The organism is Streptomyces sp. NPDC045846, assembly GCF_056431605.1.
Genome location: NZ_JBWKKJ010000003.1, coordinates 674,237 through 693,296, shown reverse-complemented (window position 1 = coordinate 693,296; position 19,060 = coordinate 674,237). Strand labels below are relative to the sequence as shown.

At 72.3% G+C, this 19,060-nt stretch carries 17 protein-coding genes and 1 pseudogene; 7 read left to right on the top strand and 11 right to left on the bottom strand.

Annotated elements, in window-relative coordinates; genetic code table 11:
- Positions 1-165 precede the first annotated feature (165 nt).
- Together AC07F3_RS12215 and AC07F3_RS12210 are read right to left on the bottom strand one after the other, a co-directional pair.
- Positions 166-903: a dienelactone hydrolase family protein gene (locus AC07F3_RS12215; protein ID WP_479113045.1), complete on the bottom strand. Its 738-nt coding sequence runs from the start codon at positions 901-903 to the stop codon at positions 166-168.
- Between the two features lie 82 nt (positions 904-985).
- Positions 986-1,825: a methyltransferase domain-containing protein gene (locus AC07F3_RS12210; protein ID WP_479113043.1), complete on the bottom strand. Its 840-nt coding sequence runs from the start codon at positions 1,823-1,825 to the stop codon at positions 986-988.
- A gap of 473 nt (positions 1,826-2,298) precedes the next feature.
- Here AC07F3_RS12210 and AC07F3_RS12205 point away from each other — a divergent pair, with 473 nt between their 5' ends.
- Positions 2,299-2,922, top strand: coding sequence for a hypothetical protein (locus tag AC07F3_RS12205; RefSeq protein ID WP_479113041.1), 624 nt, complete (start codon positions 2,299-2,301; stop codon positions 2,920-2,922).
- A gap of 465 nt (positions 2,923-3,387) precedes the next feature.
- Positions 3,388-4,767 (top strand): FAD-binding oxidoreductase, encoded by a 1,380-nt coding sequence (locus AC07F3_RS12200; protein ID WP_479113039.1) that lies wholly within the window; start codon positions 3,388-3,390, stop codon positions 4,765-4,767.
- 24 nt (positions 4,768-4,791) lie between these two features.
- Here AC07F3_RS12200 and AC07F3_RS12195 read toward each other — a convergent pair whose 3' ends face one another.
- The 4 genes and pseudogenes from AC07F3_RS12195 to AC07F3_RS12180 form a co-directional block, all read right to left on the bottom strand.
- Positions 4,792-6,198 carry a lipase maturation factor family protein gene (locus tag AC07F3_RS12195; protein ID WP_479113037.1) on the bottom strand — a complete coding sequence of 469 codons (1,407 nt, stop codon included), beginning with the start codon at positions 6,196-6,198 and terminating at the stop codon, positions 4,792-4,794.
- Between the two features lie 190 nt (positions 6,199-6,388).
- Positions 6,389-7,639 (bottom strand): annotated as a pseudogene (locus AC07F3_RS12190) (glycoside hydrolase family 5 protein); the annotation flags it as partial.
- A gap of 196 nt (positions 7,640-7,835) precedes the next feature.
- Positions 7,836-8,411, bottom strand: coding sequence for a TerD family protein (locus tag AC07F3_RS12185; RefSeq protein ID WP_479113036.1), 576 nt, complete (start codon positions 8,409-8,411; stop codon positions 7,836-7,838).
- 57 nt (positions 8,412-8,468) lie between these two features.
- Complete coding sequence (locus AC07F3_RS12180) at positions 8,469-9,137, bottom strand: hypothetical protein (RefSeq protein WP_479113034.1); 669 nt, start codon at positions 9,135-9,137, stop codon at positions 8,469-8,471.
- Between the two features lie 137 nt (positions 9,138-9,274).
- Between AC07F3_RS12180 and AC07F3_RS12175 the strand changes: the two genes are divergently transcribed.
- Entirely contained in the window at positions 9,275-9,505 is a 231-nt protein-coding gene (locus AC07F3_RS12175) for a hypothetical protein (protein WP_479113032.1), read from the top strand.
- A gap of 160 nt (positions 9,506-9,665) precedes the next feature.
- The gene (locus tag AC07F3_RS12170; RefSeq protein ID WP_479113030.1) at positions 9,666-11,189 is read left to right on the top strand and encodes an LCP family protein; all 1,524 of its coding nucleotides are present in this window, start codon (positions 9,666-9,668) and stop codon (positions 11,187-11,189) included.
- 49 nt (positions 11,190-11,238) lie between these two features.
- Here the strand turns inward: AC07F3_RS12170 and AC07F3_RS12165 are convergent, their stop codons facing one another.
- Both AC07F3_RS12165 and AC07F3_RS12160 read right to left on the bottom strand, forming a co-directional pair.
- Positions 11,239-12,738 (bottom strand): sensor histidine kinase, encoded by a 1,500-nt coding sequence (locus AC07F3_RS12165; RefSeq protein ID WP_479113028.1) that lies wholly within the window; start codon positions 12,736-12,738, stop codon positions 11,239-11,241.
- Entirely contained in the window at positions 12,735-13,469 is a 735-nt protein-coding gene (locus tag AC07F3_RS12160) for a response regulator transcription factor (protein ID WP_479113026.1), read from the bottom strand. Before AC07F3_RS12160 ends, AC07F3_RS12165 begins: the two co-directional genes overlap by 4 nt.
- Before the next feature lie 192 nt (positions 13,470-13,661).
- Between AC07F3_RS12160 and AC07F3_RS12155 the strand changes: the two genes are divergently transcribed.
- From AC07F3_RS12155 to AC07F3_RS12145, 3 genes are read left to right on the top strand one after another with little or no spacing between them, the layout of a single operon-like run.
- Positions 13,662-15,026: a ferredoxin reductase family protein gene (locus tag AC07F3_RS12155; protein ID WP_479113024.1), complete on the top strand. Its 1,365-nt coding sequence runs from the start codon at positions 13,662-13,664 to the stop codon at positions 15,024-15,026.
- A gap of 29 nt (positions 15,027-15,055) precedes the next feature.
- Positions 15,056-15,478, top strand: coding sequence for an FMN-binding protein (locus AC07F3_RS12150; protein ID WP_479113023.1), 423 nt, complete (start codon positions 15,056-15,058; stop codon positions 15,476-15,478).
- Positions 15,479-15,521: 43 nt separating this feature from the next.
- The gene (locus AC07F3_RS12145; protein WP_479113115.1) at positions 15,522-16,262 is read left to right on the top strand and encodes an FAD:protein FMN transferase; all 741 of its coding nucleotides are present in this window, start codon (positions 15,522-15,524) and stop codon (positions 16,260-16,262) included.
- 105 nt (positions 16,263-16,367) lie between these two features.
- Here AC07F3_RS12145 and AC07F3_RS12140 read toward each other — a convergent pair whose 3' ends face one another.
- Genes AC07F3_RS12140 through AC07F3_RS12130 form a run of 3 tightly spaced genes read right to left on the bottom strand, consistent with a single transcriptional unit; the run spans position 16,368 to position 18,956 of the window.
- Positions 16,368-17,342 (bottom strand): trypsin-like serine peptidase, encoded by a 975-nt coding sequence (locus tag AC07F3_RS12140; protein WP_479113021.1) that lies wholly within the window; start codon positions 17,340-17,342, stop codon positions 16,368-16,370.
- Complete coding sequence (locus AC07F3_RS12135; protein WP_479113020.1) at positions 17,332-18,327, bottom strand: polyphosphate polymerase domain-containing protein; 996 nt, start codon at positions 18,325-18,327, stop codon at positions 17,332-17,334. Before AC07F3_RS12135 ends, AC07F3_RS12140 begins: the two co-directional genes overlap by 11 nt.
- Complete coding sequence (locus AC07F3_RS12130; protein ID WP_479113019.1) at positions 18,324-18,956, bottom strand: DUF4956 domain-containing protein; 633 nt, start codon at positions 18,954-18,956, stop codon at positions 18,324-18,326. Before AC07F3_RS12130 ends, AC07F3_RS12135 begins: the two co-directional genes overlap by 4 nt.
- Positions 18,957-19,060: the final 104 nt, after the last annotated feature.

The window sequence follows — 19,060 nt, the reverse complement described above, 5'->3', positions numbered from 1 at the left end:
GCCTGTCACTGACGGGCCGCTTCGCACGCCATGACCTAGCTGGTCCAGCGCCCCTTCTAGGGGCCGGCCTGCGAGTGCGACGCCCCCCCCCCCCCCCCCCCGCCCCCCCCCCCCACCCCCCCCCTCCCCCCCCCCCCCCCCCCCCCCCCCCCCCCCACCGCTTCCTCACGTCGTGGGCAGGCACTCCGCGAGGAAGGCCTTCGCTCCCGCCCATGAGCGCCGGGCGGCGACGGCGTCGTACATCACGCCGAGTTCGGGCAGGTTCGCCGTCGGCGCCATGAAGCCGTGTGCGGTGCCGCCGAACGCCAGAAGCTGCCAGTCGGCGCGCGCGGCCGTGAGTTCGGCCGCCAGTGCGGTGACGTCGTCCGGGCGCGCGAAGGGGTCGTCCCAGCCGTGGAAGACGGCCACCTTGCAGTCGATCCGTCGCCCGGACGGCGCGGGCGGCGGCGTCAGTACACCGTGGAAGCTCGCCACGCCGGTGACCGGGGCACCGGTCCGCGCCAGGTCGAGCACGCACAGGCCGCCGAAGCAGAACCCCGCGGCCGCGATCCTCGACGCGTCCACCTCGGGCAGGGCGGCCACGGCGGCCACCACGGCGGCCAGGCGCTCCGCCAGCAGCGCGCGGTCGTCCATCAACGGCCGCATGAGCGCTTGCAGTTCGGCCGGTGTGGAGCCGGTGACACCCTTGCCGTACAGGTCCACGGCGAACGCCTGGTACCCCCAGGGCACCAGCTCCTTGGCGAGGTCCACCATGCCGGCGCTGCGGCCCTCCATGCCCGGGAACACCAGCACCGTGGGCGCGGGACCGGGCGGACCCCCGCCGCGCAGCAGGAGCCCCTCGAACACGGACGCACCATGGCGGTACTCGACGGGAGTGGAGGACACCGGAGGGGCATCGGGCATGGGGGAGACCCTTTTCTGTGGGCCGCGAGCGGCGTTCGGTCCGGCGGCGCGTGGGCGTCGGCCCGCGCGTGCGCGCTGCTCGTCATCGACGGCAGGTGAAGATCCCCCAGCTCAGCCGACTCGTGCGGCAGGCCTCCACCCAGAGCGGCAGACTCTTCAGGAGGCTCTCCACATAAGCCGGGCTGATGACGTCACGCAGTTCCGTGGCGCGGCGCCGCGTCTCCTCGGTGAGCCGGAGGTAGTGGGTCAGCAGTTGATCACTTCGGTCGTCGAACTCTACGTGTGTCAGGCCGAGTTCGGCCAGACGGCGGAGATAGAAGGACGGTGGGGCGAGCTCCTCCACCCCCAGGCGCGCCACCACCGGCCGGAGCACGTCGGGCGGCGTGGAACCGGCCGCCATGAGGTCGGTGAACACCAGGTCGCCACCCGGCTTGAGGACCCGCGCGGCCTCGCTCAGCAACCTCCCCCGGTCCCCGCTGTGGCAGAAGGCCTCCTGCGACCACACGACGTCGAATCGCCCGGCGGGAAAGGGAATGTCCTGAAAGGAACCCGTGACCACGTCGATGAGCCCGTCGAGGCCCCGTTCGGCATTGGTCTTGCGGTGCCGGTCGTTCTGCCCCTCGCTGATGTTGAGCGCGACGACCCGGCAGCCGAACGCGCCCGCCAGATGACGGGCGGGCCCGCCGAAGCCGGACCCCAGGTCCAGCACCGTACAGGCGGGGGTGAGCCGGTCGGCGATCTTCGCCGCCGCCGTCTCCACCGTGCGCCGGGAGGCGTCCGCCACCGGCTCGTGCTCATGGGCGTAGATCCCGGTGTGGATGTCCTCGCCGCCCCAGATCCGGGCGTAGAAGGCGTCGACGTCACCCGTGTCGTAGTAGCGGCGTGCCGACGCGGTGGCACCGGCCGTGCTCTCTTGGCTCATCGCTGCTGTCCTCGCTGTCGCGTGGTGGCGGGCCCCCGGTGTGACCTCGCTGTGCGTACCTCGCTCCGGTCGCTGGCGGCCGTACGGTTGCCCGCCTCGCGGCATCCGCGTCGCCCCGCCCTTTCCGTGCCCGGCGGTCGGTCGGTCAGTCGGTCAGAGGATGGACGCGACGTTATCCGGGCTGTCGGCGGAGATCAGCAGGGCCAATTCGGCCACCCACCAAGGTTGTTGAGCGGGGGACGGGGCCGGTGGGGCGAGCCATGTGGGGCGGCCACATGGCTGGGCCGCCCGTGGGGCCACACCCCATGGGGGAGCAGGCCATGGTGCGCGCGCCCATGGTGAGCGAGCATCCCCCGACCGCTCACCCGGGGCTCGCCCGCACGGCCACGCCTGGCCCCCGCGTACAGTTGTCGGCCGACCCACGGCCGCCGGACAGGCGCGGCCGGGCCCCGTTTCCTCAGCCAGGAGTCCACGTGTCCTTTCCGCAGCGCCCTCAGTCCGCCCTCGGCCGGTCTACCGCATGGAGGGCCGTCGCGGGCGTTCTGGTGCTGCCCGTGGCGCTGGTGGCCGTGCAGATCGGGGCCGGTTCCTCGGCTCAGGCGCGGACGCACGAGCCGGTGAAGGGTGGGTACGGGACGACGGCAGGGGGCGTCGGGCGCGGACCGAAGGCCCCGCTCACGGCGACCATCTCGGAGGGGCAGGTCAAGGAGGTGGCCCCGGGCGGTGTGATCACGTACCCGAGCGTCACCAGCTGCCTGACCGTGACCGTGCGGCTGCGCGGCGGCGGTCTGGTGGGCGCGCACGCCAGCCTGTTCCAGGTGCCGGGCGAGCTCCGTTCGGACGCGATCCTGCCCGCCCTCAGGACCCTCGTCGGCGGCCGGCCGGTGACCGCGATCGAGGTCAAGGGGGCGGTCGGTGCCTGGCATCCGAGCTACTTCACCAAGGCGATCGAGAGTTACGGCGAGGGGGAGCAGGTCCCGGTGCCGACCGGTCAGGACTTCGAGGGGATCGCCCGTGCCGTGGCCGACGGCCTCGGGCGCGCCCGGTTCGTCGTGGCCGTCCAGGACGTGCCGGACGGGGACCAGATCGTTCACTGACACCTCGTCAGGACTTGCCTCCTCACTGTTTCCATGTCCCCGACACGCGGCATTCGTGGTGGGTGGCCCGGATGCGGCGGGTGGGGAGTCGCATCCCGTGAGACATGGCCTGCGGGGGCGGCGGGAAGGGCCGAGTCGGCACCCCGCGCAGTCCCGCGAGGGCCCCGTGAGCGAGGCACGGGGGAGGGCCACACGGCTTCCGGGGCCCACATGGGCGCTCACCCTATGTGGCCGGACCCGCACAGGACGGACTCGTGCCCTGGCACGAGGCGGCCAGGCCGAACCACCGATTGCGGGGCGGCTGGTGCGGCGGGACGCTGGAAGCGTCAGCCCTGTGGCGTCCGAGCGCGCCCGTGGCCCGTGCGGACCGCCGGGGCACCGGCGAGTGCGCGTTGCCACCGGCGGCCCAGCAGGGGAAGTGCCGGGCGGGACACGGCTCCTGCCGCGGTCCGCGAGGAGATCGTCATGGACGGCACGACGCTGGAGGCGATGCGGACCGTGCTGCGCGGTCCGGTCATCGGCCCGAACGACCCCGAGTACGACGGGGCCCGCGCGATCTACAACGCGATGATCGACCGGAGACCGGCCGCCGTCGTGCGGTGTGCGGACGCGGCCGATGTCATCGACGCGGTCGACTTCGTCAGGGACCACGGTCTCGAACTGGCGGTACGCGGCGGTGGCCACAGCGGCGGAGGTCTGTGCCTGGTGGACGACGGTGTCACCCTCGATCTGTCGCCGATGCGGTGGGCCCGCGTCGACCCGGTGACCGAGACCGCCCTGGTGGGCGGCGGAAGCACCATCGCGGACCTCGATCACGCGGCCCACGGGTTCGGCCTGGCCACCCCGGCCGGCATCATGTCGACCACGGGTGTCGCGGGCCTCACCCTCGGCGGCGGGCACGGCCATCTGACCCGCAAGTACGGCCTGACGGTGGACAACCTCCTTGCCGCGGACGTCGTGCTGGCGGACGGCAGTTTCGTCACGGCCACCGAGCGCGACAACCCGGACCTGTTCTGGGCGCTGCGCGGCGGCGGAGGCAACTTCGGCGTCGTCACCTCCTTCACCTTCCGGCTGCACCCCGTGCACACCGTGGTGCTCGGGGTGACCCTGTGGACCCTCGACCGCATCGGCGACGTACTGCGCTGGTACCGCGACTTCCTGCCCCAGGCACCGCACGACCTGAGCGGGTTCTTCGCCGTGATCGCCGTGCCACCGGCGCCCCCCTTCCCCGAGGAGATCCACGGGCACAAGATGTGTGGCGTGGTGTGGTGCTGGACGGGTGACCCGGACATCGCGGAGAAGACCTTCGCCCCGGTCGAGGAAGCGGGCCCGCCGACCTTCCACTTCACGGCACCGATGCCGTACCCGATGCTCCAGGGCATGTTCGACGAGCTGATCCCCAAGGGCCTCCAGTGGTACTGGCGCGGGGACTTCTTCGACCGGATCACGGACGGCGCCATCGACGTGCACGCCAAGTACGCGGAAGGACTGCCCACCAACCTGTCGACGATGCACCTCTACCCGGTCGACGGCGCCGCCCACCGGGTGGCCCAGAAGGACACCGCCTGGGCCTACCGGGACGCCATCTGGTCCGGAGTCATCGGCGGCGTCGACCCCGACCCCGCCAACGCGGAGCTCGTCCGGCAGTGGTGCGTGGACTACTGGGAAGAGCTGCACCCCCACTCCATGGGCGGCTCGTATGTGAACTTCATCGGTGAGGGAGAGGGGCAGGACCGGGTGCGGGCCACCTACCGCGACCACTACGACCGGCTCGCCACCATCAAGCGCCTGTACGACCCGCACAACCTCTTCCACGCCAACCAGAACATCGCGCCCGCCGAATAGCGCCGCCCCCGGCGGGCCCACCCCTCACCGCAGCGTCGTCGGTGGCAGGAACTCGCGGGGCGCCTCGCGGTGCCACCACGCCCCGGTCGCACGGAGCTCCCGCCAGGTGGTGAAGCGGTAGCGCCATGTCCGGGCCCGGATGTACACCGGCGGGGCGTCGGGGAAGGGGTTGTGCCGCAGCAGGCGCAGGGTGTCGCGGTCGTTGACCAGGAGGCGTTCGATGAATCCGCTGAACCAGGCGTATCCGTAGGAGGGCGAGAGCGCCAGGAACCAGAGCAGCCAGTCGAGCCGCAGGTGGTAGGGCGCGAACTGCCGTGGCAGCCGACGGACATCGCCCGGCTTGCCGTGGAACTCGTACTCCCGCCAGACCGTCCCCGGGGTGATCTCCCGGTCCGACGTCCCTTCGAGGACGACCTCGTGCCGGACGCGCGTGATGCTTCCGAACGCGCCGTAGGAGTTCACCAGGTGCAAGGGTTCGTACGTGGTGTTCATGCGCTGGCCGCGCGAGAGCAGATTGCGGGCCGGGCGGTGGCTGAGGGCCAGGACGAGCGCGGCGACCGCCAGGACCAGGATCTCGTACCACGGCGGCGGCTTCGGCAGCGTGGGCGGCGTGCTGACGAGGGAGCCGTCCAGGGCGGAGACGGCGAGGACGATGGTCAGCCAGTTCAGCCAGGCGAAGTTGCCGGAGAGTACCAGCCACAGCTGCGTGCAGACGACGAGGGCCGCGGCGCAGCTCGCCCCCGGCTGAGGGGTGAACAGGGCTACGGGGACGACCAGTTGGACGAAGTGGTTGGCCGCCACCTCCACCCGGTGGACCGGCTTGGGCAGATGGTGGAAGAACCAGCTCAGCGGGCCGGGCATCGGCTGGGTCTCGTGGTGGTAGTACAGGCAGGTCAGATCGCGCCAGCACGGATCGCCGCGCATCTTGATCAGCCCGGCTCCGAACTCCACGCGGAACAGCACCCAGCGCAGCAGCCACAGCAGAACCACCGGCGGCGCGACCTCGGCATTGCCCAGGAAGACGGCGAGGAATCCGGCCTCCAGGAGCAGCGACTCCCAGCCGAAGCCGTACCAGGTCTGTCCCACGTTGACGATCGACAGGTACAGCGCCCACAGCACCGCCCAGAACACCATGGACGCCCACAGCGGCACCGCGTCCCCGGCCCCGGCGACCACGGCCCCGGCGAGCAGCGCACCCGTCCAGGCGCACCCGGCGAACAGCCGGTCGGAGTACCGCAGATGGAAGAGGCTGGGAGCGGCGCGGAACGGCACGCGGCGCACGAACGCGGGCACCGGCAGCATCCCGCGTTCCCCGATGAGCGCCCGGAACTGCAGGGCCGCCGCGAGGAACGCCACCAGGTAGACGGCCGCCAGAGAGCGCTGGAAGACCAGTCGGCCGAACCAGTAGGCCGACGACGAGAACCATTCCACGGCGGGGCGCCTCCTGGTCACAGCGTGATGCGGGGGAGTCTGTCACCTCTTCGTAGCGGGGAATCAAGCACCGAGTCGAGGCGGGGGAGGGCTACGTCACCCGCCCGCGCGCAAACCGTGATCATCGGAAAAGGCCGCGGCGCGGCGCGCAGCCCCTGGAGCGGAGGGCCCGGTCGCGCGAGGGTTACCGGCCGGGCGGGCACTCCAGTTTGGTGTAGCCGTTCGCCCAGTCCCCGTGGGTGACGTACCGCTCGTCACGCACGACGGTGTACGCGTCGCCGGTAGCCCGCAGGTCGCCCGCGCCGGCGTCGGTGCACAGCCCCCGGCCCGCGCCGTGGGAGAGGCCGATGAGGCGCTGGCCGTCGGGACAGACGCCCTTGCGGGCACCCGGGGCCCAGTCTCCGAGCGCCGCCACGCGCAGTGAGCGGCTGGCGTCCCCGGGGTCGAGGTCCAGCATGTTCCAGCGGACCGGCTCCGCGATCTGGCCGCCGCGGGAGGGGGAGCTGAGCAGGGTCTGCCAGCCCGTCGCGCGCCAGTCTCCCGCGTCGCGGCAACGTGTGCGAGAGGGGGCGTACGGGGGTGAGGGTGGGGCGGCCGTGGGGGAGGCCGTCGGCCGGTATGCCCGTCCAGTTGATGCCCTCGATGATGACGAGGAGATCCGGATCGGCGTGGGTCAGGATGCGATCGGCGGCCTGCTGCGCGGCGCCGAACCAGTCGTGGTCGCCCCGCCGCCCCAGTTGGGGTCGTCGAGGACGGTGCGTCGCACCTCGTTGTACAGATCGGCGCCCACCACCCGCCTGTTGTCCCGGTAGCGGTTCGCCATGAAGACCCAGTCGTCCACCCACTGCGCGGTCGACTGCGAGGTGTTCCAGCGTTCGTTGCCGTCGAGACCGCAGCGCCAACGGGCCGTGTTGGTGTGGTTGTTGAGGATCACCGCGAAACCGTCGTGGGTCAGGGCGGCGACGATGGCGTCGTACACCTGGAGCGGTGTGTCGCCCCGGAGTTGGGGGTTGGCGGCCACCGCGTTGTCCGGGACGGGGGTGGTGTCGTGGACGAGTGCGTTGGAGAGGGGGAGCCGCACGCTGTTGATGCTCAGGCGGTGGATGTCGGCCAGCAGGTTCGCGAGCGGCACCCGGCCGACGCCGAGGGGGATGTTGTACGAGTCCTCGCCCGCGTGGTGGTCGGCCGGGTCGGCGATGCCACCGGAGCCTGTCCAAATGCCTTGTGCGCCGCCCCAGTTGGCCGCCTTGAGCTTGAAGCGGGTGCCGGTCGCGTCGACGAGGTGGCGCCCTCGAGTGGAGAGCGGGCCGGCCCAGGAATCGGTGAGTGCCTCGGCATGCCGGGCTGGGCTCGCGGCAGAGGGCTCGGCCGTGGGCCCCGCGAGGAGGAGAGGTATGAGGACGGCGAGCGTCAGGGTGCAGCGCCGCAGGAACCTCACCATCCGTGCTCCGTCTCAACTGGCCGTCCGGGCGGCCGGGTTGAAGCGGGGGGTGAGCGGCGAAGGTGGGATGCGACCGGCTGGCAGCAGCATGCGGTCCTGTTACCGCCGCGTAGAACGGGGTGTGCGGTAGAGGAATCGCCAAGTGGGGCCGCCGCCCGCCGGGAAAAAGCGGGCGGCGCGGGTGCGGGGCCGCGGGTCAGACGTTGACGCCGTAGTCGGAGGCGATCCCGGCGAGCCCGGACGCGTACCCCTGGCCGACGGCGCGGAACTTCCACTCCGCGCCGTGCCGGTAGAGCTCTCCGAAGACCATCGCGGTCTCGGTCGAGGCGTCCTCGCTCAGGTCGTAGCGGGCCAGTTCGGCGCCGCCCGCCTGGTTGACCACGCGGATGTAGGCGTTGCGCACCTGGCCGAAGTTCTGGCCGCGGGCCTGTGCGTCGTGGATGGAGACGGGGAAGACGATCTTCGCGACCGGGCCGGGGACCCGCGTGAGGTCGATGTTGATCGTCTCGTCGTCGCCTTCGCCTTCGCCGGTGAGGTTGTCGCCGGTGTGCTGGACCGAACCGTCCGGGCTGGTCAGGTTGTTGTAGAAGACGAAGTGGCTGTCGGAGAGCACCTTGCCGCTCTCGTTGCACAGCAGCGCGCTGGCGTCGAGGTCGTGGTCCGTTCCCGTGGTGGTCCGCACGTCCCAGCCCAGGCCGACCGTGACGGCCGTCAGTCCAGGGGCTTCCTTGCTCAGTGAGACATTGCCGCCCTTGCCCAGGCTCACGCCCATGTTCTTCCTCCGTGGTTGTGCGGTTGCCGTCGTCTGATGACAACGCCGTGGACGTCGTTACGGTTCCAGGGTTGCGCAATTCCTGAAGTGGGGGTCGGCGGCGCAGGTGCGGTGGGCCGCCTCGATGCGCCGGCGCAGCTGGGGCAGGATCCCGCGTTCGAGCAGCGCCTCCCGCCAGAGCTCGTACGCCCGGGCGGCTTCTGGGTCCGGCCGGGACGTGGCCCGCGGGGCGGGGCGGTTGCGGGCCGCGGTCACCAGCACCGCCACCAGTCCCGGCAGGACGCCGACCGCGGCGAGGCCCGCGAACATCCAGCCCGCGTTGTGCAGTCCGCGTGCCAGGTGGACGTGGAAGCCCAGCAGTCGCAGGGCGTACCCGATGAGGAGCAGCAGCACCGCCGCCATGGCCGACAGGGTGGGGGCCAGGACGGCCAGGACGGCGAGCAGGCCGCCGCGTTCGGGCTCCGGCGCGTCGTCGGGCGGTTCCGCGCGTGCCTCCGGCCGGTCCTCGGGGGGCGCGGCCGCGCGGAGGAAGGCCTGGTACTCGGGGTTCGCCGCCGCCGCGATGGTGGCGCGCTCCCGAAGGGCCTCGGCGCGCAACCGCCCGGCATCGACGGTCCGCCCCGCCGATCGGAGCAGGTCCGTGATCTCCCTTGATTCCAGGGCCTGTTGGAGGAGTCGGGTGAACTCCCGCGCGTCCTGCTCCCGCAGCCCGTCGGAACGGTGCATGTCTCCCCCGATGGTGTGTCGTGTCCCGCGCGCACACGCGGGAGCCGCCGGAACCGAGGTGTTCCGTCCCGCGCGTGACGGACCTCACCATAGTTCAAGTATTGCGCAACCTTTAAAGTGACCGAATGGAGTCGGGGATGAATGCGGGGACGGCGTCGGGCGAGGAACTCGCCGTGCTGACGGGTGGTCCGGCGGACGGGCTGCGCATGTATGTGAGGGACCGTCCGTCGGTGGTACAGGTGACGTACCCCTGCACGTGGGAGACGCCGGTGGCGGGTGTGCGCGCCGAGGCGGTGTACGTGTACCGCCGTGATCACCGGACGCGCGAAGAGCCCCTGCGCTACGGCTTCGACAGCGCCAGCCCCTGAGTCACCACCCCCTGGGGCGGGGTTTGTTCGATTTCCGTGAGAAGGTGGCCGCCACCCCGGGTACGGGGACGGGAAAGCTTGCTAGATTGCGCAACTATAAGAGTATTGGGTGGGGCGGCTCTCCCCTTCGGGGTGCGCCGGACGGATGGGGAGCACGCGGATGACAGGCGGTCGGGGTGGGCGTGAGGGGGCGGGGCGAAGCCAGGGGGGCGGAGCCGACGCGCGCGGCGGACGCCGCAGACGCAACGGCGTACGGCTCGGCCTGGGCATCGTGCTGGCCCTGCTCGTCCTGGTGACGGCGGGTGTGGGCTGGGCCTATCTGCGGCTCGACGGAAACATCGAGACCTTCAACGCGGACGGCATTTCCGGCACGCGCCCACCGGCCTCGACCAACGGCTCGAACGTCCTCGTCATCGGCACGGACGCGCGCATCGGCGGCAACAGTGATCTGGGCGGCGGGGACAAGAGCGACATAGGGCGCTCCGACACGGCGTTCCTGCTGCATGTGTACGCGGACCACAAGCACGCCGTCGCGGTCTCCGTTCCGCGCGACACCCTGGTCGACATACCGTCCTGCAAGCTGCCCGACGGCACGTGGACGAAGCCGCAGACCAACACCATGTTCAACGCGGCCTATTCGGTGGGCGAGAGCGCCAAGGGCAACCCCGCCTGCACCCAGAACACGGTGGAGAAGCTGACCGGGCTGCGCGTCGACCACACCGTGGTCGTCGACTTCAAGGGCTTCGCGAAGATGACGGAGGCCGTCGGCGGCGTCCAGGTCTGCCTGCCCCAGGACGTCTACCAGCGGGACCTCAACCCCAACCGCGCCACCCGCGGCGACCAGCTCTTCGCCAAGGGCCCGCAGACCGTCTCCGGCCAGAAGGCCCTCGACTACGTCCGCATCCGGCACGGCATAGGCGACGGCTCCGACATAGGCCGCATACAGCGGCAGCAGGCCTTCGTCGCCTCCCTCATCAAGAAGGTCAAGAGCGACGGCCTGACCCCCACCAAGCTGTTCCCGCTCGCCGACGCCGCCACCCGGTCGCTGACCGTGGACCCGGGCCTCGGCTCCGCCGACAAGCTGATCTCGTTCGCGATGTCGATGCGCGACATAGACCTGCACGACACCAAGTTCGTCACCCTGCCGTGGCGCTACCAGGGCGCACGGGTCGCCATCGTCCACCCGGACGCCGAGGCGCTGTGGGCCGCGCTCAAGGCCGACCGCACCCTCGACGGGCAGGACGCGGGCAGTCACCACGACGAGCAGGCCGGCGCGGCGTCCGCCTCACCGGGCGGCGCGCCGCTCGCGAGCAAGGGCATCCCCGTGGCCGTCTACAACGGCACCACCGACACCGCTCTGCCCGCCCGCGCCGCAGCCGCGCTCAAGCAGCAGGGCTTCACCGTCACGAGCACCGCTTCCGCCATCGTGCGCACCCAGACCAAGACGGTCATCGAGTACGGCCCGGGCCAGCAGGCCCAGGCCCAGCAGGTCGCCCAGGTCTTCCCCGGGGCGGAGGTCACCTCGGCCGCGGCCGCCGGGATCAGCGTCATCCTCGGCAGCAGCTACGCCGACCCCCCGCAGCCCACCGCGTCGTCGCCCGCACCCACCGCCCTGCCCACCAGCGTGGCGGGGACCGCCCGCTCGGCCGACGACGACGTCTGCTCCAACCTCTCCTACGGCTGAGGGGTACCCGCCCCCAAGTGGGCCTGTTTGTTGGGGCTTTGACGAGCAGTCAGCCAGCCTTTTCACCGGGCAGGGTGACGCGGAAGACGGTGTGGCCCGGGCTGCTGGTGACGTCGACGGTCCCCTCGTGAGCCTGGACCACCGCGAGGACGATGGCGAGCCCCAGGCCGCTGCCCGCCGACACGGCGCGGTTGTGCCCGGCCCGGGTGAAGCGCTGGAACACCTCGGGCAGCAGCCCCGCGGGGATCCCGGGCCCGGTGTCGGTGACGCTCAACTCCCTTTCCCCCGGCCCGGTTTCGCCGAGCCGCAGGGTCACCTCGGTGCCGGGCGGGGTGTGCGTGCGCGCGTTGGTGAGGAGGTTGGCGATGACCTGGTGGAGGCGGTGCTCGTCCCCGGCCACGGTGACGGGTTCCTCCGGCAGGTCGAGCAGCCAGCGGTGACCGGGGGCGGCGGCCTGGGCATCGCTGATCGCGTCCAGCGCGAGCCGGGTCAGGTCGACGGGCTCACGCGCGAGTGGGCGGCCCGCGTCCAGCCGGGCGAGCAGCAGCAGATCGTCCACGAGGCCCGTCATGCGCTGGGTCTCGGACTGGATCCGCTCCAGCGCGTGTCGCACCTCGCCCGGTACCGGGCCGCGGTGGCGCAGCGCCATCTCGGCGTGGGCACGCACGGTGGCGACGGGCGTGCGCAGCTCGTGGCTGGCGTCGGCCGCGAAGTGGCGCAGCCGCTCCTCACCCGCCTGCCGTTGGGCCAGCGCGTCCCCGACGTGGCCCAGCATGTGGTTGAGCGCGGCGCCTACCTGGCCGACCTCGGTGCGCGGATCGGTGTCGGGAACCGGGTCGGGCATCGCGATCTCCCCACTGGCCAGGGGGAGTCGGGTGACCTCGGTGGCGGTGGCGGCCATCCTGCGCAGCGGGCGCAGGGAGAGGCGTACCCACAGGGCTCCGGCGACTCCGGTGGCCGCGAGGGTGGCGCCGAACACGACGGCCTCGACGATCTCGAGGCGGTGCACGGTCTCCTCCACCGGCTCCAGCGGCAGGCCCGTGATCAGCACGTCGCCGTCGTCCCCCGACACCGCCGCGACCCGGTAGTGGCGCAGCGTCGACAACCGGATGTCATGGCCCCGCCCGTCCACCGGCACGGCGGCGAGCGCCGCGCGGTCCGCCGCGGTGAGCGGCACCGCCGCGTCGGTCTGCGCGTGCACCACGGCGGCCTGGGTGGTCTCGCCGCGCAGCAGCCGCGCCCCGAACGTGCCGTTCGCCTGGCCGCGGGTGTCCGGCTGGTTGTCGGCGTCGGGCTTCTCGTCGTGTTCGAGGCTGGCCGCGAACCGGCCCCCGGACGCGCTGAGCTGCTGGTCGAGCCGGCTGACGAGGAACCCTTCCAGGGCGAGCACGCTCGTCACCCCGACCGCGAGGCAGGCCAGCGCCAGGAGCAGCACGAGACCGGCCGTCAGGCGGGCCCGCAGCGTGTGCGGGAGCCTCGGCCGCCTCGCCGGGGACCGGAGCTCCGGCGCGGGCCGCCGCGCGGCGCGGGCAACGGCGGGCCACCTCATGAGGGGTCGGGCTTCAGGACGTAGCCGACGCCGCGCACCGTGTGGATCAGCGGCGGCCGGCCCGCGTCGATCTTCTTGCGCAGATAGCTGATGTACAACTCCACGATGTGCGCGCGGCCGCCGAAGTCGTACGACCACACCCGGTCCAGGATCTGGTCCTTGGACAGCACCCGGCGCGGATTGCGCATCAGGAAGCGCAGCAGCTCGAACTCGGTGCGGGACAGGTCCACGAGTCGTCCCGCCCGGCTGACCTCCATCGCGTCCTCGTCCATCACGAGATCGCCGACCACAAGGCGGTTGCCGCCGGGCTCGCGCGCCATGCCCGCCCGGCGCAGCAGCCCGCGCAGCCGGGCCAGCACCTCCTCCAGGCTGAACGGCTTCGTGACGTAGTCGTCGCCGCCCGCGGTGATGCCCGCGATGCGGTCCTCGACCGAGTCGCGGGCGGTCAGGAACAGGACGCAGACGTCCGGCAGCCCGGCCCGCATCTCGCGCAGGACGCGCAGCCCGTCCAGGTCGGGCAGCATCCAGTCCAGGACCACGGCGTCGGGACGGAACGACGACGCCAGGGCGAGCGCGCTCACGCCGTCGGCGGCCGAGCGGACGTCCCAGCCCTCGGAGCGCAGGGCACCGGACAGCACCTCGGTCAGATCCGGCTCGTCGTCGACGACGAGGATCCGGACGGGAGAGCCGTCGGACCTGCGGAGCACGGCAGGTGGTGAGGGGTTTTCCATGATGCTTCCAGCATCCCCCGGCCGCCCCGCCGACGGAGCCGAGCGGAGCTCTGAGTTTCCTCAGAATCACCTGTGGATCCGGCCCCCCGGGCACCGTTTCAGAGAGAACTCAGAAGTACCGGTGTGAGGCTGGCGGGGCACCGCCGACATGGTGCCGGACCACATGGGTCCGCCACCCGGAAAGGGGGCCGCATGGCCGCCAGCCTTCACGACAGCCGGCCCGTGGCACGCGTCCCGCACGCCGCGCCGCGCGGCACCGCCTGGATACCCCGCGCCGCCCAGATCCTCATCTGGACCGGCGCCGCGGGCGTGCTCGGCCTGTGGTGGAGCGACACCACCTCGGTCGTCGGCATGGGGGGATGGCTGACCGACGGCGGCCGCATCACCGGCCTCCTCGCCGGGTACGCCTGCGCGGTCCTGCTCGCCCTCATGGCGCGCATCCCCCTCCTCGACCACGGCGTGGGCTCCGACCGGCTGGCCCGCTGGCACGCGATGGGCGGCCGCTACACCCTCTCGCTCGCCCTCACCCACACCCTCCTGATCATCTGGGGCTACGCGGTCACCTCGCACGCCAACGTGGTCGACCAGACCACCACCCTCGTACTGCACTACCCGGACCTCCTGAAGGGCACCGCCGGGTTCCTGCTCCTGGTGGGCACCGGCATCGTCTCCGCCCGCGCCGCCCGCCGCCGACTGCGCTACGAGACCTGGCACTACCTCCACTTCGTCACCTACCTCGCGGTCTTCCTCGTCTTCGGCCACATGCTGTCCAACGGCGCCGACTTCGTCGGCAACCGCTCCGCGCAGCTCGCCTGGTACGCGATGTACCTGGGGGTGGCCGCGCTGCTCCTCTGGTTCCGCTTCCTCGTCCCCGTCCGCCGCGGGCTGCGCCACCGCCTGCGCGTCGCCGAGGTCCGCGCCGAGGCACCGGGCGTCGTGTCCGTCTACCTCACCGGCGAGCACCTGGACGAGCTCGGCGCCGAACCCGGACAGTTCTTCCGCTGGCGCTTCCTCACCCCGGGCCTGTGGTGGGCCGCCAACCCGTACTCGCTGTCGGCCCCCGCCCACCACCGCTTCCTGCGCATCACCGTGAAGGCCGTGGGCACCCACAGCGCCGCCCTCGCCCGGCTGGCCCCCGGCACCCGGGTGTGGGCCGAAGGCCCCTACGGCGGCTTCACCGCGGCCCGCCGCACCACGACGAAGACCCTGCTCCTGGCGGGCGGCGCCGGAATCACCCCGCTCCGCGCCCTCCTGGAGACCCTGCCCGGCGACCTCACCCTCATGTACCGCGTCCGCCGCCCCGAGGACCTCGCACTGCGCGGCGAACTCGACGCCCTCGCCGCGGCGCGCGGCGCGCGCGTCCTCTACTCGGTCGACGAGCCCGCCGCCCACCACCTGCCGCTGACGGGCTCGGCACTGCTCCAGTACGTACCCGATCTGCGGGACCGGGACGTGTACCTGTGCGGGCCGCCCGGCATGACCGACGCGGCCCTGCGCGCCCTGCGCGGCGCGGGCGTGCACCGCCGCCGCATCCACCACGAGTCCTTCGCGTTCTGATGCGCGACCGGAAGCCGAGGAGACCCGCCGTGCGCCGAGTCGCCGTCACCACTCTGTCCACCGCCACGGGCGTGGTCCTGCTGCTCTCCCTCAAACCCCACCAGAGCCATCCGCCCGCCGTGTCCGTCCCCAGGCCCGCCACCTCGACACCGGGCCAGGCGGCCACCGGCACCCGCACCGGCGACTTCACCGGTGACGTCATCGACACCCGGTACGGGCCGGTCCAGGTGTCCGTCAGCCTCGACAAGGGACGCCTCACCGCCGTCCACGTCCTCCAGGTGCCCTCGGAGAGCGGCCGCGACCAGGAGATCGCCGCGCGGGCCGTGCCCCGCCTCACCGAGGAGGCGCTCGGCGCGCAGAACGCGCGGATCGACGCCGTCTCGGGCGCGAGCTACACCAGCGAGGGCTACATCCAGTCCCTCCAGAGCGCCCTGGACAAGGCCGGTGCCTGACACGACCCGCGCGGCCGAGGGGCTGCGCCACGCCGAGCACGTCATGGGCACGGTCTTCTCGTTCGACATCCGCGACCGGCCCACCGGCGCCGTCCGCGCCGCCCTGGCCGACGCCGTGGCCTGGCTGCACCGGGTCGACGCCGTGTTCTCCACCTACCGGTCCGACAGCGAGATCAGCCGCATGGCGCGGGGCGAGCTCCGGGCGAGCGACTGCCCGCCCGACGTGGCCGAGGTCCTCGCCCTGTGCGAGACGGCCGCCGCCGCCACCCACGGCTGGTTCAGCCACACCCCCGCGGGCCGGCTCGACCCGTCCGGACTCGTGAAGGGCTGGGCGACCGAACGCGCCTCACAGATCCTGTACGACGCCGGCGCCCGGAACACCTGCGTCAACGGCGGTGGCGACCTCCAGCTCAGGGGCGAGTCCGCACCGGGCGTGCCGTGGCGCGTCGGCATCGCGCACCCGCTGCAACCCGGCCATCTCCTCACCGTCGTCACCGGCGGCGACCTCGCCGTGGCCACCTCGGGCACCGCCGAACGCGGCCACCACATCATCGACCCCCACACCGGGCAGCCCGCGACGCGCCTGGCGTCGGTCACCGTGACCGGCCGCCACCTCACCCAGGTCGACGCGTACGCCACCGCCCTCTTCGCGATGGGAGCCGGGGCCGCCCGCGCCTGGACCCGGGCCAACAGCGGATACGAGACCCTGGTGGTGACCCCGGCGGGCGAGGTGTGGCACAGCGAGACGTTTCCGGCCGTCGACCTCAACCGACCTGAATCTTAGGCCGGTTGAGGTGCTACGCGGGCTGTGTCTCCTGCTCCGAGAGGTGCGCCCGGAGCAGGGGCGCGTCCGCGTCGCGCAGCACGCGCAGGGCGACCGGTGCGGATGTCAGGAGGCGGGCCCCGCCGGCGGGGCGCCCGTGGTCGCGGCGTCGTACAGCGCGCGGGTGGCGCTGCCGAAGTACGCGCTGTACGAGACCTGGGGTGTGTTGCCGCCGGTGTGGTAGCCGCCGATGACCCCGACCACCGCCCATCCGCCCGGCCACGGCACCAGCATCGGCCCGCCGCTGGTCCCGCCCACGAACCCGGCGCAGGCGATGCGCTCGAAGGTGCCCGGGTCGGCCGGGTCGTCGCTGGCCCACTGGGTGGTCCAGCTCAGGCACTCCAGCGGCTTCTGCGCGCCGCCGGGGTAGCCGATCATCCGTACCGGGGCGTGCGCGTACCCCGTGTCGGTGAGCAGTTCGACGGCGCCCGCCGCGTCCTGGAGCCGCTGTCCGTCCTGGTTCGGCTCGGTGACCGCGAACCCGAAGTCGTAGGCGGCCCCCGCGTGTTCACCCTGGTCGTAGTACTCCTGCGAGACGTACACGCCGTTGTTCCGGACGGGGAAGATGCCGAACGGCGTGAGCCCGTCGTGGTACTGCGGCACGAACCCCAGATGACGCCTGGGCGAGGTCCCGGCGTAGCCCTTGAGGCAGTGCCCGGCGCTCAGCACCAGGTCGTGGCCGGGGCTGCGCACCACGGAACCGCTGCACGTGCGCCCCGTGCCGGAGGCGTCGGTCCAGAAGAAGGTGCCGGCCTGCGGGATGCCGTCGAAGCTCTTGCTCGGCGGGATGAACTCGCCGGGCCGGGGCCCGTCCACGGTGGGCGAGGTGGTGCGGGCCCCCAGGTTGCCGCTCCGGGCCGGGTCGCTCGGCACCGCGGCCGTCATACGGGCCGGGGTCCAGAAGGCGCTCAGCGCGGCCGCGTCCGGGTTCGGCGGGGCCGGGGTGTCCGCGGCGGACGCCGCGGGGGCCAGCCCGGCGGACAGCAGCAGGGCGGCCACGGCCGCCGTGGCCTGTCGGATGATCGTGGTCCTACGCACCATCAGTTCCCCTCTGCCGGGACACATGTGACGGCTCACCATACGGGTGCCGCGGTTGCGGACAGAAGTGTGCGAAGTTGCCCGGGCGCGGCGTGTCGGTGACGAGGTGGTCCCACCCGGTGCGAGCGGGGGTTATGGATTCCGGCCACACCTGCTGCCCCCACGCGTACGGGGACGCCGCGCCGAACGCCTGGCGCGCGGCGCGCCGCCACCGGTTCGCGGGCAGGGCCGGGCGCAGCACGGCGAGCGCCCCGCAGTACTTCGTGAACACGGCGGGCCGCACCCGGTGGGCGTGGAGCAGCAGGTCCGCCTCGGTGAGGTGCTCGGCGGACTTCGTCTCGACCAGCACGAGGCCCGCGTCACCGCGCACCAGACGGCCCGCGCCCAGATCGACGCAGACGAGCCCCGCGTCGCACGTGATGCGCTGCCCGTCGGCCACGAAGGTGCTCCGGAGGTAGTCGGTGGACAGGGACGGCCGCAGGGCGGTGGGCGCGTCGATCGCGTACGCGCGCCGCAGGGTGTCGGCGAGGAAGGCCTGCGGTGCGGCGTCGAGCGGGGTGTCCGCGCCGTTCAGCGGACAACGGTGTTTGACGGTGTCGCCGCGGGGCCCCTTGAGCTTGATCTCGAACTGCCGCTCCCCGCTGTCCTCGTAGACGCGCTCCCGGATCTTGAAACGCAGCCGGCGGCCCTGGCGGTGGTCGTGGAAGGAGCGGAGCCCCGGTGTGTCGTAGTAGACCGAGTGGTAGCGGAAGGCGCGGCGGCCGTCGATGGCCAGCGCCCGGAAGGGCCCGCCGGGGTGGCGGGGCTCCGTGAGCCGGCCGATCACCCGCAGGAAGGTGGCGGCGGGCACCAGGTAGCTTCGGTCGAACCGCGTGAGCAGCGAGGACCGCTCGTTGAGTTCGGCCAGCGAGATGGAGCCGGCTGTCAGGGCCGCGTGGTGGATGGCGCGTACGGCTTCCTCGGCCGGTGCCGCAGTCTGGATGGTCATACGGAGTCCAGGGCGGCAGTGGCCGGACGCAGCGCCTCGACCGGGCCGGACTGCTGCCCAGCCTGCCTCGGTTCCGGTTCGCGGTAGCGGACGTCGACGACCATCAGGTCCCGTACGAAGTCGATCTCCATGACCGTCCAGTGATGGGGCTCGCCCAGGCGCCGGGCCAGGTCGGCCCGCAGCGCGCCGGGGTCGGTGTGCACCGTGTCCAGTGTGATGACGGTGCGCCGGGCCCGGGTGAACAGGCGGGGGTGGTCGGCCGCGTAGACGACCAGGAGCAGGAGACCGCTCAGCGCCGCGGCCAGGGCGAACCCGAGGCGCGGCAGCCCGCAGATGAGGCCGAGGACCAGCGTGGTGAAGTAGTAGGCCACTTCCTCGTGCTGGACGGCGTCCGAGCGCAGCCGGATGATCGAGAGGACCCCGAACAGTCCGAAGCCGAGTGCCATGCCGCCGCTTCCGCGCACTTCGGCGAGCGCCGCGACGATGGTGAACAGGGCCACGTTCAGGGCGAGATACGCCGGCACGAGGTCGCGCCGCCGATGCCTCGGATAGTAGATCGCGAACGTGAGCAGGCAGATGGCGGTGAGGTCGAGCCCCAGATGGGCGGCGAGATGACGTAACGAATCCATGGCTCCGCTCCCTGTGTTCGTGCGAGGGCGTACATGTGCGTACGGGAAGAGAAACCAGACTCTAGGAGGCCCCGGGGTGTACGTTCACCAACTTGTCAGTGAAT